This window comes from Streptomyces sp. NPDC059080 (assembly GCF_042739975.1).
GTDB classification, from domain to species: domain Bacteria; phylum Actinomycetota; class Actinomycetes; order Streptomycetales; family Streptomycetaceae; genus Streptomyces; species Streptomyces benahoarensis.
In genome coordinates this window covers 1-16,644 of the sequence record NZ_JBHYGX010000033.1, presented here as the reverse complement: position 1 = coordinate 16,644, position 16,644 = coordinate 1, and the positions used below count along the sequence as shown (strand labels likewise).

The window sequence follows — 16,644 nt, the reverse complement described above, 5'->3', positions numbered from 1 at the left end:
GCCCGCGCCCCGTTCGCCGGCGTCGCCGCATCCATCGGCTTCCGCCTGCTCCCTCCCGTTGTGACGCGGAAACAACTGCTCCTCCCCGGAGGGCAGTTGTTTTTGCTTTGGGCGGTTAGGTCACAGTCGTACGTCCATGTAACGCACAATTCCCACTCTTTCGGGCGTCGGTACTTTATTCGACCTTGACGATGCCGGGAGAACTCGGAAGGCTGGACGCGGCATGCGTCTGTCCGGGGCGTGCGTCGAACGGGGAAACGGCGGGCCCGCCCGAGAGCGGTGCCAGGACGTACGCCCCGGTCCGCACCCCCGTACAGCGGTGCTCCCATGACGAGTTCAGCTACTGGGGGTAGCAGACATATGACCAAGAAGACACGGCTGCGCGTGGCGCGCATTGCGGCCAGTGCGGTGATCGCGGCCGGTGCGTCGCTCACGGCCGCCGGTGCGGCCTCCGCGGCGACGCCCGCGGGTGCGGACAAGCCCGAGCAGTGCAGCCCGCTGGACCCGCTGCACTGGTTCTGCGGCGACAACGGCGGCACCACCGGCGGTGAGGACAACGGCGGTACCGACGGTGGCTCCATCGCGGGTACCGACGGCGGCTCCATCGCCGGTACTGATGGCGGCTCGATCGCCGGTACCGACGGCGGCGCCACCGACGGTGGCCAGGACAGCGGCGGCACCACGGACGGCGGCACCACTGACGGTGGTACGACCGATGGCGGCACCACTGACGGTGGTACGACCGATGGCGGCACCACTGACGGTGGTACGACCGATGGCGGCACCACTGACGGTGGTACGACCAATGGCGGCACCACCGATGGTGGTACGACCAATGGCGGCCAGGACAACGGCGGCACCGACGGTGGTCACGGCAACGGTGGCAACACCGGCGGTCACGGCAACGGCGGCTCCACCGGTGGCCACGGTAACGGTGGCAGCACCGGTGGTCACGGCACCGGTGGTTCCACCGGCGACGGCACCGGCACCGACAACGCCGGCAGCAAGCCGATCGAGCAGCCGGGCCAGGCCAGGGAGCAGATCGGGGACACCCCGGGTGCCGCCAGGCAGCAGCCCAAGGGCGGCGAGCTGGCCGAGACCGGTGCCTCCGGCACGACCTTCCTGCTCGTGGGCGCCGCGACGATGATCGCCGGTGGTATCGGCTTCCGTCTGATGCCCCGCCTGATCAACAAGAACGGTGGCGGCGCGGCCGCGGCCTGACGCCGACCCGTCGCACCACGACCGAGGGCCCGGGGGGGGGGGGGCCCCCCCGCCCCCCCCCCCCCGCGCGCCGCCCCCCCCCCCCCCCCCCCCCCCCCGGCGGGCGGGCCCCCCCCCCCACCCCGCGCCCCCGCCCCCCCCCCCCCGCCCCCGCGGCCCCCCGCCCCCCCCCCCCGCCCCCCTCGGGCCGTATCGGACACCTCACCCGGCGTCACCGCCCATGGGGGCGCGGGCGCGCCGCCTCAGACGGCCTGGTGCAGCAGCAGCCCCACCGCGACGAGGGCCACCAGCAGCGCCACCAGCAGTGCCGGGTTGACCTGGGCGAACAGGCCCTGCTGCTGGAGCCGCTCCCTGCTGGCGCGGCACACGGGGCAGCGGCCCTCGTTCACAGGGGCCGCGCAGTTGGCGCACACCAATCGGTCGTACGTCATGCGACCTCCTTCTCCTCCGCCCCAACGTTCCGGGGGGCGTGAGTGTTCCCTCTACCACTGTGCCAGCTCGGTCACGGAACGGCGCGCCCTGCCGGAATGGACTGGTTTTGTCCCGTAGGCGCCGTGAGCAAACGCACCAACCGCGGATGCCGACTACGCCGCCGTATGAGGTTCGCGTAGGGTCACGCACACCGACGGGAGCCGCAGCCCGGCAACCCGTGCCCCTATCCAGGTCGACCGTGGTGTCTCAGTGATCCGATTCGACAACGTCTCCAAGACTTACCCGAAGCAGAACCGCCCCGCACTCAGGGATGTCTCCCTGGAGATCGAGCGTGGCGAGTTCGTCTTCCTGGTGGGCTCCTCGGGCTCCGGTAAGTCCACCTTCCTGCGGCTGCTGTTGCGCGAGGAATGCGCCAGCCACGGTGCCGTGCACGTGCTGGGGAAGGACCTCGCGAAGCTGTCCAACTGGAAGGTGCCGCAGATGCGCCGCCAGTTGGGCACCGTCTTCCAGGACTTCCGGCTCCTCCCCAACAAGACGGTCGGCCAGAACGTCGCGTTCGCCCTCGAAGTCATCGGCAAGCCGCGCGGCCAGATCCGCAAGACGGTCCCCGAAGTCCTCGAACTCGTCGGTCTGGGGGGCAAGGAGGACCGCATGCCGGGCGAGCTGTCCGGTGGTGAGCAGCAGCGCGTCGCCATCGCGCGCGCCTTCGTCAACCGCCCCATGCTCCTCATCGCGGACGAGCCGACCGGCAACCTCGACCCGCAGACCTCCGTCGGCATCATGAAGCTGCTGGACCGGATCAACAGGACCGGTACGACGGTGGTCATGGCCACCCACGATCAGCAGATCGTCGACCAGATGCGTAAGCGGGTCATGGAACTAGAGAAGGGCCGGCTCGTACGCGACCAGTCGCGCGGCGTGTACGGCTACCAGCACTGAAAGGACGCCATGCGCGCCCAGTTCGTCCTGTCGGAGATCGGCGTCGGTCTCCGCCGTAACCTCACGATGACCTTCGCCGTCATCGTCTCCGTAGCCCTCTCGCTCGGTCTGTTCGGCGCCTCGCTCCTGATGAGCGACCAGGTCGACACCATGAAGGGCTACTGGTACGACAAGGTCAACGTTTCCATCTTCTTCTGCAACAAGAACGACACCTCCGGCGCCAACTGCGCCAAGGGTGCCGCGACCGAGCAGCAGAAGGCGGAGATCAAAGCGGACCTGGAGCGGCTGCCGATCGTGCAGAAGCCGGTCCTCTACGAGTCCAGCGACCAGGCGTACAAGCACTACAAGGAGCAGTTCGGCGACACGCCCGTCGCCGGTCTGGTCACGCCCGACCAACTGCCGGAGTCCTTCCGGGTCAAGCTCAAGGACCCGACGAAGTACGAGGTCATCAAGTCGGCGTTCTCCGAGCGGCCCGGTGTCCAGGAGGTCCAGGACCAACGCGACACCGTCGAGCCGCTGTTCAACCTCCTCGACGGTATGCGCATCGCGGCGCTCTGCGTCATGGGGCTGATGCTCATCGTGGCGCTGCTGCTGATCGTCAACACCGTGCGGGTGTCGGCGTTCAGCCGTCGTCGCGAGACCGGCATCATGCGGCTGGTCGGCGCCTCCAGTTTCTACATCCAGATGCCGTTCATCATGGAGGCGGCCATCGCGGGCCTGATCGGTGCCGCGTTCGCCTGTGTGCTGATCATCGGCGGCAAGTACGCCCTGATCAACAACTGGCTGGCGGAGAAGATCAAGGTCGTCGACTTCATCGGCTGGGATTCGGTCGTCTCCGTGCTGCCGCTGATCCTCCTCATCGGTCTGGTGATGCCCGCCTTCGCCGCGTTCTTCGCCTTGCGTAAGTACCTCAAGGTGTGACACCCGCCCACCCCTGACAACAGGCGCCGTACGGTCAACTCACCGTGCGGCGCCTTTGTGTCGCCTAGACTCACCGCCATGTCGCGCCCGTGTCTGTCCGTCAGGCCCCGCCGCATCCGCCGTGGGACGGCGCTGACGTTGACCCTCGCGACCGTCCTGGCGACCGGTGCCGCGGCGGGCAGCTGGCACGCCGGTCACACCGCGCGTCCCCGCCCCGAACCGTCCGCCGCGTCCGGCAGCCGTACGGCCGACCGGGCGGCGGTCGAGAGGGCGGCGGCCGAGGCGATGGCCGCCGGGAAGTCCGGGGCGCAGGCGGCGGCCGAGGTGGTCAGCCGCAGCGGCGACCGCTGGTCGACGATCTACACTGCCGGGGAGTTCGAGGACTTCCAGCGGCAGCTCGACGGGGGCTACGTCGGCGTCGGGCTCTGGCTGCGGCAGGCGCGCGGCGGCCGGATGGAGGTCTCGCGGGTGCGGCCGGGCGGCCCGGCGGCCCGCGCCGGGACGGCCCGGGGTGACCGGCTCGTGGCGGTCGACGGCCGCCCGGTCCGGGGCCGCCCGGTCACCGAGGTCGTGGCCCTGCTGCGCGGCGACGACGAGGCCGGCCGGGGCCGCGCCGGTACCCCCGTGGAGCTGGCGTTCCAGCGCGGCGCCCGGAGGTGGAGCGCCGTCGTCCACCGCGCCCGGCTGCGCAGCCAGGACGTCACCACGGACCGCCCGGCCGGGGCGTCCGGCCCGGTCCGGATCCGGGCCGAGGCGTTCACGAAGGGCAGCGGCGCGGCGATCCGGGACGCGGTGCGCGCCGCGCCGCCGGACGCCGGTCTCCTGCTGGACCTGCGCGGCAACACCGGCGGCCTGGTCGACGAGGCCGTCACCGCCGCCTCCGCGTTCCTCGACGGCGGTCTGGTCGCCACGTACGACGTGCACGGCCGCCAGCGGGCGCTGTACGCGGGCGACGGCGGGAACACCCGGGTGCCGCTGGTGGTGCTGGTCGACGGCGGCACGATGAGCGCGGCCGAGCTGCTGGCCGGGGCGCTTCAGGACCGGGGCCGGGCGGTGGTCGTCGGTTCGCCGACCTTCGGGAAGGGGTCGGTGCAGATGCCCAGCACGCTGCCGGACGGTTCGGTCGCGGAGCTGACCGTCGGCCATTACCGCACTCCGGCCGGGCGGACGGTCGACGGGCACGGCATCACCCCGGATCTCACCGTCGAGGACGGGGCGACCGCGCGGGCCGTCACGGTATTGAGTGGCCTGGGCACCGGGACGTAGTGCGAAAATGGCTGCACTATGGCTAAGCAAAAGGGCAAGGACAAGGATCCCGGGCGCAAGCTCGTCGCGCAGCACAAGAAAGCGCGCCATGATTACCACATTCTGGACACCTACGAGTGCGGTCTGGTGCTGAGCGGCACCGAGGTGAAGTCGCTCCGGCAGGGCCGCGCGTCGCTCGTCGACGGTTTCGTCCACATCGACGGTAACGAGGCGTGGCTGCACAACGTGCACATTCCCGAATACGCACAGGGCACCTGGACCAACCACGCGGCCCGCCGGAAGCGGAAGCTGCTGATGCACCGCGCGGAGATCGACAAGCTGGAGGCGAAGAGCCAGGAATCCGGTCATACGGTCGTGCCGCTGGCGCTCTACTTCAACAAGGACGGCCGGGCGAAGGTCGAGATCGCGCTCGCCAAGGGCAAGAAGGAGTACGACAAGCGGCAGACGCTCCGCGAGCAGCAGGACCGCCGCGAGACGGACCGCGCGGTCTCCGCGGTACGCCGCCGCCAGCGCGGTTGACGTCCCGGGCCGGCCACCCGCCGCTGGCCCCGGAATACGCTGGCACCGTCGTGCGTTGTTCACGTACGATGGCCATGCACCCCAGGGAGGGTGTGCGGTCCCGTGACCGTTGTCCGGCTTCCGTCGGGCGGGTTGCGGTGCTTTTGAAAAAACAACATGGGGATGATCGGTTTCGACAGCGGATGTCGAAGCAGGGGAAGCGAGTCGAGGAAGCGGCAATGATCTCGTTAACCATGTGTCGCAACCAATAATCGCCAATACCAAGCGCGATTCCTTCGCCCTCGCTGCCTAAGTAGCGACCTGCGAAGTGTCAGCCCGGGGATGTTCCCGACCCGGATCCTGGCATCAGCTAGGGGACTAAACTTCTGATCCCGGTCACGGGGTTCAGAAGGAAATCAAACAGTGACTGAGCCCGTCGGAGACTTGTCCGCGTGATCTCCGGGGCCGAGAAAATCGCAGCGGACTGCACTCGGAGAAGCCCTGATTCCGCACCGTTGGACGCGGGTTCGATTCCCGCCATCTCCACAGTTCCCATGTGAGGCCCAGGCCCCGGATGTCCGTCAGGACGCCGGGGCCTGAGTCGTTTCCGGGGCCGCGTCGGCCACTGCCGGGCGCCGCATCGTCACCGGCACCACCGCGAGGGCGAGCGTGGCCGCCGCGACGGGCACGGCGTACGGGCCCGCGGCGCCGGGCGGCAGCAGGTCCACGGTGCGGCCGCCGGTCCCGAACCGGCCGCGATGCCGGTCAGCAGCGCCGTCACCGCCAGCGTCATCCCCTCGTTCAGCCGTTCCGCGGGCGTCCGGGCAGTCAACAGTGCCATTCCGGCGATCATGGCGGGGGCGGTGGCCAGCCCGGCGACGAGGAGCGCCCCGGCGACGAGCGGCAGCCGTCCGGTGGCGGCGGCGAGCTCCACCGCCACCAGCAGCGCGGCCATCGCGGTGAGCGCGGCCACCAGGCGCCGGCGGGGATTCCCGGCGGGCGGCCGCAGCCCGCACAGCAGCCCCGCGACGCAGGACCCGGCCGCCTGGAGCGCGAGCATCGCCCCGGCGGCGGACCGTGCGCCGTGCCCGTCGGCGTACGCGACGGTGACCACCTCCATCGAGCCGAAGACCGCGCCGGTGGCGACGAAGACCGCCAGCAGCGGCGGCAGGCCCGGCGTACGGAGCGGGGCGCGGGCCGGGCGGCCGCCGGCCGGGGCGGGGGCGGCGACGGGCGGTTCGGTGCGGGGGTAGTCGGGTGCCCGGCGGCGGGTCCTGCGGCCGGACGGCGGGGGCGGGCCCCTGCGCGGCGGTTCGGGGCGCCGGGGCCGGACGGTGGGCACGGCCGCGGGAGAGGTCGGCACGGCCCCGGGGCCGGCGCGCGCGAGACGGGGCCGACGCATTCGAGACGGGGCCGACGCATTCGAGACGGGGCCAGCGCATGCGAGACGGGGCCAGCGCAGCGAGACGGGGCCGGCGCGCGCGAGACGGGGCCGGCGCGCGCGAGGAGGGCGGGCGCTGGGGAAACGGGAAGGGCGCGCGCCCGGGAATTCCGGGGCGCCCGCCCTCCGCGAGGTCTGCGGCGACCGTCCGCTACAGCGCGTACGCCAGGCCGAGCAGCACGGCGCCGACCGGGATGCAGGAGAGGGTCAGGGCGCGGAAGACGGTGGCCTTGCGGCGTTCGGCGGCGAGGAGGTCCTGCTCGGACACGGCGGCCATCAGGAACGGGCTGCCGTCCTCGGGGGCGCCGACCGCCAGCTCGCCGCGCTCGTCGTCGCGGGCCTCGCCGCGTGCGTAGAAGCGGGACCCGGCGGCGACCGTCCACTCCTCCTGCTGGAAGCCGAGGGTGCGCTCGTTGCGGGTGATGCCGGGGATGTCGATCAGGCCGAGCGGCTCGTCGTGGCCGGGCCCGTAGACCTCGAAGCGGTGGTGGGTCTTCGGGGCGTGGTCGATCAGCGCGTCCCCGGGCAGCACGGTGGTGCGGCCCGAGGCGTCCTCGACGAGGAACGGGGTCGGGCTGAGGAAGTCCGACACCACCTCGCTGCGCCGCCGCCGCTGCTGGGGCCGGCTGCCGCGGGTCTCGAACCTGCGGGTGATGCGGGTGCGGTACCAGACGCACTCGGTCTTGGTGAGCTGCGAGGTCAGCGGGCCCGCGGCGGACGGGCGGGCGACGCCGGCGACCTCGGCGATCTGCCGGAACGCGCCCGGTCCGACCGCGTCGAGCGCCGCCCGGTGCAGCTGCGACAGCTCCTGCGCCGACAGCGTCTCGGTGGTGATCATGGTGCGGACGCGCTTCCTCGCGCGCAGCAGCTGGAAGGCGCTCACCACGCCCAGACCGACGAGGAAGATCCCCAGAAACGGAATCACGCGTCCCCCTGATTTCTCTCGGACGTGTCCCCTACGGGACGTGGCGGATCAGCGGATCAGCGGAACAGTTCGCGGAGCCTGCGGTAGGTGTCGGTCAGCGAACCGGCCGTGTGCCGCACCGACCGGACGAGATGCCCGACGGCGAACCAGCCGAGGATCACCAGGGCGAGACCGCAGAGCGCCCACTCCCACCACTTCATGTGCTTCCCCCAGGGTGCGGATCCGACCGGCCGGTCCGACCGGCTGGTCCGACCGGCTGGTCCTATGGGCCGGTCCGGCCGGGGAGGGAGTCTACCGGCCGTCCCCTTCGCCGCCCGTCCCCAAATATCCGTTGTTTTCGGGTGAATTGATGTCTTGTTGCCTGCCTCCCGGGCGGATGCCGCGGGGAGGCGGGTCGTATACGTCCGGCGCGGTGTCCGGGGGGCGGCCGGGCCCGGACGCGGGGCGGGGGAGGGGTAGCGGTGCCGGTTGCGGCAATCGTCCCGTAACAGGTGGGAAATCCCGGTGGTCCGTGGCCGACACGGGACGTTGGCAGACTCGGTGTTCCGGTACCGCCCGAGCCGTGGCGGTCCGGGGGCGGACGGGGGCACCACACCACGCGGGGCGGAGCGGGACGACGACCATGGACGAGGCACAGCGGGACACGGGGACGGGGCCGGACGCCGATGCGGGCGCGGACGCCGGGCGGCCGGGCGGGGCGGCCGACGCGGGTGCCGGACGGAACGACCCCTACGGGACGGGCGAGGTGCCGCCGCTGGCCGGGTTCACCGTAGGGGTGACCGCGGCGCGGCGGGCGCAGGAGCTGGGGGCACTGCTGGAGCGGCGCGGGGCGCAGGTGGTGTACGCACCGGCGCTGCGCATCGTGCCGCTCTCCGACGACTCCGAGCTGCTGTCCGCCACCCGCGGTCTGCTCGCGCGCCTGCCGGACGTCGTCGTCGCCACCACGGGCATCGGGTTCCGCGGCTGGATCGAGGCAGCCGAGGGCTGGGGCCTGGGCGAGGAACTGCTCGACCGGCTGGCCCGGGTGGAGCTGCTGGCGCGCGGGCCCAAGGTGCGCGGCGCGATCCGGGCCGCCGGGCTGACCGAGAAGTGGTCACCGGCGTCCGAGTCCATGGCGGAGGTCCTCGACCGGCTGCTGGCGGACGGGGTGCGCGGGCAGCGGATCGCGGTCCAGCTGCACGGCGAGCCGCTGCCCGGGTTCGTCGAGGCGCTGCGGGCGGCCGGTGCGGAGGTCGTCGGGGTGCCGGTCTACCGCTGGCTGCCGCCGGCGGACCTGGGCCCGGTGGACCGGCTGCTGGACGCGCTGACCGGGCACGGGCTGGACGCGGTGACGTTCACCAGCGCACCGGCGGCCAGTTCGCTGCTGCGCCGGGCGGCCGGGCGCGGGATGCGCGACGCGGTGGTGGCGGCGCTGGGGCGGGAGGTCCCGGCGGCGTGCGTGGGGCCGGTCACCGCGCTGCCGCTCCAGGCGTACGGCATCCCCACCCTCCAGCCCGAGCGCTTCCGGATCGGGCCGCTGGTGCAGCTGCTGTGCCGGGAACTGCCGGGCCGGGCGCGGAGGTTGCCGGTGGCCGGGCGGCGGCTGGAGATCCGCGGGCGGGCGGTGCTGGTCGACGGCGCGCTGCGGCCGGTGCCCCTGGCCGGGATGGCGCTGCTGCGGGCGCTGGCCCGGCGCCCGGGCTGGGTGGTCTCCCGAGCCGACCTGTTGCGCGCGCTGCCCGGCGCCGGGCGGGACGAGCACGCGGTCGAGACGGCGATGGCCCGGCTGCGGACGGCGATGGGCGACCCGAAGCTGATCCATACGGTCGTGAAACGGGGATATCGCCTGGCGCTCGACCCGCGGGCGGACACGGACAGGTACGGGGGAGCGTAGGGCCCGGCCCGGCTCGGCCCGCCCGGCCCGCCCGGCCCGCCCGGCCCCGGACTCCCTCCCGTACGGGATCGGGGGGCGTCCCTTACGGGACCGGCATCGGCCCCGTAAGGCATCAGGAGCGCCCCTTACGGGCAGCGCCGACCACCCGTAAGGGCACGCCCCGACACCCCCGGGCGCGCCCCGGCACACACCCCGGGGCGTGCTCCCGGCCTCATTCCGCGTTCGTCACCCGGATCTTGGACTGGCCGTGCTTGCGGGTCTCCCAGTCGTCCATGAAGCGGGCCTGGAGGCCGTGCTTCTCGGCGAGGCGGATCAGCGTTTCGGTGCGGTAGTAGAAGTCCTCGCGCAGCACCTGGTGTTCGGTGCCCTCGGTGCGGTCGAAGGTGAAGTCGAAGAAGCCGCCGGGTGCGAGGATGCGGCCGACGTGCGCGAAGCACTCGTCGATGACGGGGAGCGGCGAGTGGGAGAAGACGCTGTGCGCGTGGACGACGTCGAAGTGGCCGGACGGCAGGAATTCCAGCTTCAGGTCCTGGGTGATCGTCAGGTGCGGCAGCTTGTCCTGGAGTTCGTAGGTGGTCAGGGTCTTCTTCGCGGAGATCAGGATGTCGGGCGAGATGTCGATGCCGTAGTAGTGGCCCGGGTCGAGGTGGGCGATGAAGCGCCAGCCGGCCCGGAGGTTGCCGCAGCCTATGTCGAGCATCCGGTGCCTCGGCGTCAGCCCGTGCTCCATGAGGTAGTCGAACTGCATCTGCCCCAGCGCCAGCCAGCGTTCGTGTGTGTGGCTGCCCACCGCGGCCTCGGGGTTGCGGCCCGCGTCGGACGCCATCACGGCGCGGTAGTAGGCGACGTGTCCGGGGTGGCGCAGCCGCAGCCAGGTGTCGCGCGCGGTGCGCCGGACGTACGGGGCGATCTTCGCCGGGTTGCGGACCGCGTAGCCGACCTTGTGGGACAGGCTCGACCGGTTGGTGTGCAAAGTGGTGCGCGACATAGGTGACCTTCGTCCTTCGGGTGCGGGCGGGCAGGGCGGGCGCCGGTGGGCGACACGGCACGCCGGGCCGGGCGGAGGCGGGGCCCTCCGCGGCGCCACGGCCGGACTGTACATCAGCTGTATACGCGGAATGTATAGATGGGGCGCGTCCGGCGACGAGCAGGAAGGATGGGCGTCAACGGCCTTACCTACGGGATCCGTTCGCCGGTACGGGGAAGGGGCGGGCCGCGGACCGGGCCTGCCGGGCGGGGAGTGGTCGCGCGGGCGCGGGAGGTGACGGCGGCCCGCCGTGGCGGGCACTCTGGTGTCGCATCCTCGATTCCGAAGGAGTGATCAGGAGCATGGCGGCGCCTGATGAGGGCCTGCGGTTCGACTGCGGGCGGATCTGCCTGGACCTGCTGGCCACCTCCGGTCCGCCGGGTGAACTCCTCACCGGACCCGAGCAGTTGAGAAGCTGGCTGGCCGGGTCCGGGGCGGTGCCCCCGGACACCGCGCTGGACGGGGTCAACGGCCGCTGGGTGGTGCGCTTCCGGGGGCTGCGCGAGGTGGTGCGCCGGGTGCTCCATGCCGAGCTGTCCGGCGGCGAGGCCGTGATCGACCTGGACCTGCTCAACGCCACCGCCGCGGCCGCCGGTCCGCCCGCCGTCGAGGCGGTCCGGGGCCCGGACGGCGCGCTCGCCCCGCGGCTCGCCCGCCCGGCCGACCGCGCGGCGCTGCTCGCCGCCGTCGCCCGCGACGCCGTCGACCTGCTCACCGACCACGCCACCCGCGACCGGCTCCGCCGCTGCGAGGGCGCCCGCTGCCGCCTCCTCTTCCTGGACACCTCCCGCGGCCGACGCCGTCGCTGGTGCTCCAGCGGCGTCTGCGGGAACCGTGAGCGGGTCGCCCGCCATCGCAAACGGGCGGCGGCGGATCGGGACGGGGGAGCGGCGGGGGTGTCGCCGCCGGGGGCCGGCGGGCCCGGGTCGGCGGGCCCGCCGCCTGACGAGCCCGGCGCGTTCCCGGTGCCCGGCGCGTCCCGGGCGCCCGACGAGCCCCGGGCGCCCGACGAGCCCGGCGCGTCCCCGGCGCCCGGCGTGTCCCCGGCGCCCGACGAGCCCGGCGCCCGCCGGCCCCCCGACGCCCCGGGCGCCACCCCGCACACCTGACCGGGTCCGGCTCGGCCCCGGCCCGGCCCCGTACCCCGAGCGACCGCCCTCGGCGCACCGAGCGGGCGCCCTCCAGGCGTCCCACGACCCCACCCCAACGGCCCCCTCGCCCGTCCCCACCAGCCCTTCCCCGCCCCGTCGCGCGGGGGATCGGATGCGTACGGTGCCCGATTCGCGTACGGTTGACGGCTGCCCTACGCACACCAGAAGGGGGCCTGGGTGGCCGCGCAGAACGCCACGCACGCACCGGATCACACACCGGAGCACACTTCTTCGGACGCCGTCGCCCCGGAGCCCGCCACGGACTCCGGCTCCGCCGCCGTGCCCGCCGGACTCCGCGAGCGGGAGATCGCCGCGGAGCAGACGCACCTGGACCGGGTCTACCGGCGCCTGGAGGAGAAGATCCACGAGGCGGAGTTCCTCATGGACGATGCCGCCAAGCGCGGCCAGGTCGGCACGCCCGGCGCGTTCGCCGAGCGGGACGCCCAGGTCTTCCAGGCGGGCGTCCACCTCAACCGGCTCAACTCCGAGTACGAGGACTTCCTCTTCGGCCGCATCGACCTGCTCCCAGGCAAGGACGGCAAGAAGGGGCTCGACGGCGCCTTCACCTCCGTCGAGCCCGCCGACGGAGCCGTCACCGACGGCCGCGCCACCATCGCCGAGACGCTGCACATCGGCCGCCTCGGCGTCCTCGACGCGGACTACTCCCCGCTGGTCATCGACTGGCGCGCCCCGGCCGCCGCCCCCTTCTACCGGGCCACGCCCGTCGCACCGGGCCGCGTGGTACGCCGCCGCGTCATCCGCTCCAAGGGCCGCCGGGTCCTGGGCGTCGAGGACGACCTGATGCGCCCCGACGTCACCGCCACCCTCGACGGTGACGAGCTGCCCGCCATCGGTGACGGTGCCCTGATGGCCGCGCTGGGCCGGGCCCGCAGCCACACCATGCGCGACATCGTCGCCTCCATCCAGGCCGAGCAGGACCTGGTCGTCCGGGCGCCCGCCGCGTCCGTCACCGAGGTCGAGGGCGGCCCCGGCACCGGCAAGACCGCCGTCGCCCTGCACCGCGCCGCCTACCTCCTCTACCAGGACCGCCGCCGCTACGCGGGCGGCATCCTCATCGTCTCGCCCACCCCGCTGCTGGTCGCCTACACCGAGGGCGTCCTGCCGTCCCTGGGCGAGGAGGGGCAGGTCGCGATCCGCGCGCTCGGCTCCCTCGTCGACGGCGCGGAGGCCACGAGCGGGGGCGGCCCGAAGGGCCTCGATGAGGGGCGGCGGCCGGGAGACGGCGGGGCCTACGACCCGCCGGACGTGGCCCGGGTCAAGGGCTCCAGCCGGATGCAGAAGCTGCTGCGCAAGGCGGCCCGCGGCGCCCTGGACGCGGCCGGCCCCGCCACCCCGGCGCCGGAGCGCGACACCCAGCTCTCCTTCCTGGACGAGGACGCCGCCCCCGCACCGTCCGGCCCGCCGGACCGGCTCCGCGTGGTGGCCTTCGGAGGCCGCATCGAGCTGGACGCGTCCGACCTGAGCCGCATCCGCCGCATCGCCCTCGGCGGCACCGCGCCCGTCAACCTGCTCCGCCCCCGCGCCCGGCGGCTCCTCCTGGACGCCCTGTGGACGAAGTCCGGGGCCGGCCGCCGCTACCACGACCCGGAGCTGGCCGCCGAGGCGCGCCAGGGCTTCGACGAGGACGTCAGCACCGAACCGGTCTTCCAGGAGTTCCTGGACGCCTGGTGGCCGGAGCTGACCCCGCGCGGGGTGCTCGCCGCGATGGCCGACGAACGCACCCTCGGCCGCTGGGCGCGCCGCGTCCTCAACCCGCGCGAGGTGCGGCGGCTGGCCCGGTCGCTCGGCCGCCTCGACGCCCGGGGGCAGGGCCCGCTCTCCGTCCACGACGTGGCGCTCCTCGACGAGCTCCAGCTGATCCTCGGCGCCCCGGCCCGTCCGGCGCGCCCCCGCGAGGCCGATCCACTGGACCAGCTCACCGGCCTGGACGAGCTGACCACGGCCGCCGACCGCGCCTCCTCGGGCCGCAGCCGCCGCGAGCGCCTGGAGGAGGAGCGCACCGACTACGCCCATGTGATCGTCGACGAGGCGCAGGACCTCACGCCGATGCAGTGGCGGATGGTCGGCCGCCGCGGCCGCCACGCCACCTGGACGGTCGTCGGCGACCCGGCGCAGTCGTCGTGGTCCGACCCGGACGAGGCCGCCGAGGCGCGCGACGAGGCGCTGGGCGCCCGCCCGCGCCGCCGCTTCTCGCTCACCGTCAACTACCGCAACCCGGCCGAGATCGCCGAGCTGTCCGCCAAGGTCCTGGCGCTGGCGATGCCCGGGATGACGGCGCCGGACGCGGTCCGTTCGACGGGCCTGCGGCCGCGGTTCGCGGTGGCGTCCCCGGACGGCCGGGATGCCGCGGCCGTCGGGGAGGCGCTGGCCGCCGCCACGGTCGAGGAGGCCCGGCGGCTGCTGGCCGAGGCGGACGGCACCGTCGGCGTGATCGTGGCGATGGCCCGCCGCGAGCAGGCCCGCGCCTGGCTGGCCGGTCTCGGCGACCGGGTGGTCGCCCTCGGCTCTCTGGAGGCGAAGGGGCTGGAGTACGACGCGGCGCTGGTGGTGGCGCCCGCCGAGATCGCCGACGAGTCCCCGGCCGGGCTGCGGGTGCTCTACGTCGCCCTGACCCGCGCCACCCAGCGGCTGACGGTGCTCTCCGGCCACCGCGACGAGCCGGACGCCGACGGGGTCCCCGACCTGCTGCGCGACTGACCGCCGCCCGGGTGGTCCGGGCCGTACCGGAAAAAGGTGGCGGGCCACGGGATTCGCTTCCGGGGAGGGTTTGTTAGCCTTGTCCGTGGCACCGGCTCGATCCAAGCCCCCGGGCCCAACCATCGTCGCTACGAGCGACCACTTGCCGCGAGGCGAGCATGGCGGGTCGGTGTCTCAGACCGCAGTGACGGGCGCTCCTCCTCCGGGAGGGGCGCCCGTTGCCGTTCCCGGGGCGCTCCCGGCGAGTGACACACGCCGCACCGCTCCCCGAGCGGCGCCCGCCCGACGGGACTTCCACCCGCCCTCACCCTCTCGTACGGTGGAAGAATCTTTCCGTAAGGCGGGGCTGGTTACCGTCTACCGGCTGGTAGGTGGGACGATCGGACGATGCGCAGGGCATCCGAGCTCCTGGGACAGCGCATAGGCAACAAGGGAAAGCAGAGGAAGTCGGCCATGGCAACGGCGCCTAGCGTCTCGTATTCGATGACGGTGCGACTGGAAGTTCCCGCGAGCGGCACCGCCGTCAGCCAGCTCACCACGGCCGTGGAGTCCTCCGGCGGGTCGGTCACCGGCCTCGACGTGACCGCCTCCGGCCACGAAAAACTCCGGATCGACGTCACCATCGCCGCGACGTCCACCGCGCACGCCGACGAGATCGTCGGAAAGCTGCGCGGCATCGAGGGCGTCTCGCTCGGCAAGGTTTCCGACCGTACGTTCCTGATGCACCTCGGCGGCAAGATCGAGATGTCGTCGAAGCACCCCATCCGCAACCGTGACGACCTCTCCATGGTCTACACGCCCGGCGTCGCCCGCGTCTGCCAGGCCATCGCGGACAACCCCGAGGACGCCCGCCGTCTGACCATCAAGCGCAACAGCGTCGCGGTGGTCACCGACGGCTCCGCCGTCCTCGGTCTCGGCAACATCGGCCCCAAGGCCGCGCTGCCGGTCATGGAGGGCAAGGCGGCCCTGTTCAAGCGGTTCGCCGGGATCGACGCCTGGCCGATCTGCCTGGACACCCAGGACTCCGACGCCATCGTGGAGATCGTCAAGGCCATCGCGCCGGGCTTCGCGGGCATCAACCTGGAGGACATCTCCGCGCCCCGCTGCTTCGAGATCGAGGCCCGGCTGCGCGAGGCCCTCGACATCCCGGTCTTCCACGACGACCAGCACGGCACCGCCATCGTCGTGCTCGCCGCCCTGACCAACGCGCTGCGCGTGGTCGGCAAGGACATCGGGGACGTCCGCGTCGTCATGTCCGGTGCGGGTGCCGCCGGTACCGCCATCCTCAAGCTGCTGATCGCCGCCGGGGTCAAGCACGCCGTCGTCGCCGACATCCACGGCGTCGTCGACGCGGGCCGCGAGGACCTGGTCTCCGCCGACCCGGACTCCCCGCTGCGCTGGATCGCCGACAACACCAACCCCGAGGGCGTCACCGGCACCCTCAAGGACGCCGTCGTCGGCGCGGACGTCTTCATCGGCGTCTCCGCCCCGAACGTCCTGGACGGCGACGACGTCGCGAAGATGGCCGACGGTGCGATCGTCTTCGCGCTGGCCAACCCCGACCCGGAGGTCGACCCGGCCATCGCCCGGCAGACCGCCGCCGTCGTGGCCACCGGCCGTTCCGACTTCCCCAACCAGATCAACAACGTGCTGGTCTTCCCCGGCGTCTTCCGCGGCCTGCTGGACGCCCAGTCCCGTACGGTGAACACCGAGATGATGCTGGCCGCCGCCCGCGCCCTCGCCGGCGTCGTCCAGGAGGACGAGGTCAACCCGAACTACATCATCCCGAGCGTCTTCCACGACAAGGTCGCGGGTGCCGTGGCCGATGCGGTGAAGGACGCGGCGAAGGCCGGGGGCGCGACTGTGACGGCCGCCACGGCGCTCTGACGCCCCACGGGGCCTCCCGGGCACGGCGCGTCGCGGACGGGCTGCGTCGGGTGGCCCCTAGGGTGGCGGACGGCAATCGGCCGGCCACCGCGCGTGGCGGGCTCCGAGCGGTTACGGGTGCGGAACGTCACGCCGACCGGGGCGCTGACGCTTTCCGTGTGACCCGCCAGGGTGCCGGATTGGCTTTACCGCCGCAGGTGGGGGCAGGATGCGTAACCGGGCGCGAGGGTCTGGCAGCAGACCCGGGTCCGGGGACTGTCCGAGGGCCCTGGCAGCATCGGCTTCGCTGTGCCTGATATTGCGGCTCGCCCGCAGGGCACGCCCATTGGCAAGAAGAACACGGGC

Annotated in this window: 14 protein-coding genes and 1 other RNA gene; 10 read left to right on the top strand and 5 right to left on the bottom strand. The window is 73.1% G+C overall.

The annotated features are described in order from the left end of the window. The first annotated feature begins 360 nt into the window (after positions 1-360). Positions 361-1,221 (top strand): hypothetical protein, encoded by an 861-nt coding sequence (locus ACFWWQ_RS22690; protein WP_384598953.1) that lies wholly within the window; start codon positions 361-363, stop codon positions 1,219-1,221. Positions 1,222-1,463: 242 nt separating this feature from the next. On the opposite strand, the gene ACFWWQ_RS22685 is transcribed toward ACFWWQ_RS22690, so the two are convergent. Continuing rightward, complete coding sequence (locus ACFWWQ_RS22685) at positions 1,464-1,652, bottom strand: hypothetical protein (RefSeq protein WP_143942504.1); 189 nt, start codon at positions 1,650-1,652, stop codon at positions 1,464-1,466. A 250-nt stretch (positions 1,653-1,902) separates the two neighbouring features. Here ACFWWQ_RS22685 and ftsE point away from each other — a divergent pair, with 250 nt between their 5' ends. The 5 genes from ftsE (at position 1,903) to ssrA (ending at position 5,826) form a co-directional block, all read left to right on the top strand. Continuing rightward, positions 1,903-2,592, top strand: a complete 690-nt coding sequence (gene ftsE, locus ACFWWQ_RS22680) for a cell division ATP-binding protein FtsE (protein WP_143942505.1) — start codon at positions 1,903-1,905, stop codon at positions 2,590-2,592. Positions 2,593-2,601: 9 nt separating this feature from the next. After that, positions 2,602-3,513, top strand: a complete 912-nt coding sequence (ftsX, locus tag ACFWWQ_RS22675) for a permease-like cell division protein FtsX (RefSeq protein WP_384598949.1) — start codon at positions 2,602-2,604, stop codon at positions 3,511-3,513. A 78-nt stretch (positions 3,514-3,591) separates the two neighbouring features. Continuing rightward, complete coding sequence (locus ACFWWQ_RS22670) at positions 3,592-4,779, top strand: S41 family peptidase (RefSeq protein WP_384598946.1); 1,188 nt, start codon at positions 3,592-3,594, stop codon at positions 4,777-4,779. 18 nt (positions 4,780-4,797) lie between these two features. Next, the gene (gene smpB, locus ACFWWQ_RS22665) at positions 4,798-5,298 is read left to right on the top strand and encodes an SsrA-binding protein SmpB (protein WP_384598942.1); all 501 of its coding nucleotides are present in this window, start codon (positions 4,798-4,800) and stop codon (positions 5,296-5,298) included. Between the two features lie 158 nt (positions 5,299-5,456). Continuing rightward, positions 5,457-5,826: a transfer-messenger RNA gene (gene ssrA, locus ACFWWQ_RS22660) on the top strand. Between the two features lie 94 nt (positions 5,827-5,920). Here ssrA and ACFWWQ_RS22655 read toward each other — a convergent pair. The 3 genes from ACFWWQ_RS22655 to ACFWWQ_RS22645 all read right to left on the bottom strand — a co-directional run bounded on the left by ACFWWQ_RS22655 (position 5,921) and on the right by ACFWWQ_RS22645 (position 7,843). Next, positions 5,921-6,619 carry an MFS transporter gene (locus ACFWWQ_RS22655; RefSeq protein ID WP_384598939.1) on the bottom strand — a complete coding sequence of 233 codons (699 nt, stop codon included), beginning with the start codon at positions 6,617-6,619 and terminating at the stop codon, positions 5,921-5,923. A gap of 250 nt (positions 6,620-6,869) precedes the next feature. After that, positions 6,870-7,643, bottom strand: a complete 774-nt coding sequence (locus ACFWWQ_RS22650; protein ID WP_384598936.1) for a GIDE domain-containing protein — start codon at positions 7,641-7,643, stop codon at positions 6,870-6,872. 56 nt (positions 7,644-7,699) lie between these two features. Beyond that, positions 7,700-7,843 (bottom strand): hypothetical protein, encoded by a 144-nt coding sequence (locus tag ACFWWQ_RS22645; protein WP_384598933.1) that lies wholly within the window; start codon positions 7,841-7,843, stop codon positions 7,700-7,702. 422 nt (positions 7,844-8,265) lie between these two features. Here ACFWWQ_RS22645 and ACFWWQ_RS22640 point away from each other — a divergent pair, with 422 nt between their 5' ends. Continuing rightward, complete coding sequence (locus ACFWWQ_RS22640; protein WP_384598930.1) at positions 8,266-9,516, top strand: uroporphyrinogen-III synthase; 1,251 nt, start codon at positions 8,266-8,268, stop codon at positions 9,514-9,516. A gap of 211 nt (positions 9,517-9,727) precedes the next feature. On the opposite strand, the gene ACFWWQ_RS22635 is transcribed toward ACFWWQ_RS22640, so the two are convergent. Further along, positions 9,728-10,504 carry a class I SAM-dependent methyltransferase gene (locus tag ACFWWQ_RS22635; protein WP_384598927.1) on the bottom strand — a complete coding sequence of 259 codons (777 nt, stop codon included), beginning with the start codon at positions 10,502-10,504 and terminating at the stop codon, positions 9,728-9,730. Between the two features lie 341 nt (positions 10,505-10,845). Between ACFWWQ_RS22635 and ACFWWQ_RS22630 the strand changes: the two genes are divergently transcribed. From ACFWWQ_RS22630 to ACFWWQ_RS22620, 3 genes are all read left to right on the top strand, one after another. Beyond that, positions 10,846-11,652: a CGNR zinc finger domain-containing protein gene (locus tag ACFWWQ_RS22630; protein WP_384598924.1), complete on the top strand. Its 807-nt coding sequence runs from the start codon at positions 10,846-10,848 to the stop codon at positions 11,650-11,652. A gap of 219 nt (positions 11,653-11,871) precedes the next feature. Next, positions 11,872-14,412, top strand: a complete 2,541-nt coding sequence (locus tag ACFWWQ_RS22625) for a HelD family protein (protein WP_384598921.1) — start codon at positions 11,872-11,874, stop codon at positions 14,410-14,412. A gap of 453 nt (positions 14,413-14,865) precedes the next feature. Beyond that, positions 14,866-16,299 (top strand): NAD-dependent malic enzyme, encoded by a 1,434-nt coding sequence (locus tag ACFWWQ_RS22620; protein WP_384598918.1) that lies wholly within the window; start codon positions 14,866-14,868, stop codon positions 16,297-16,299. Positions 16,300-16,644: the final 345 nt, after the last annotated feature.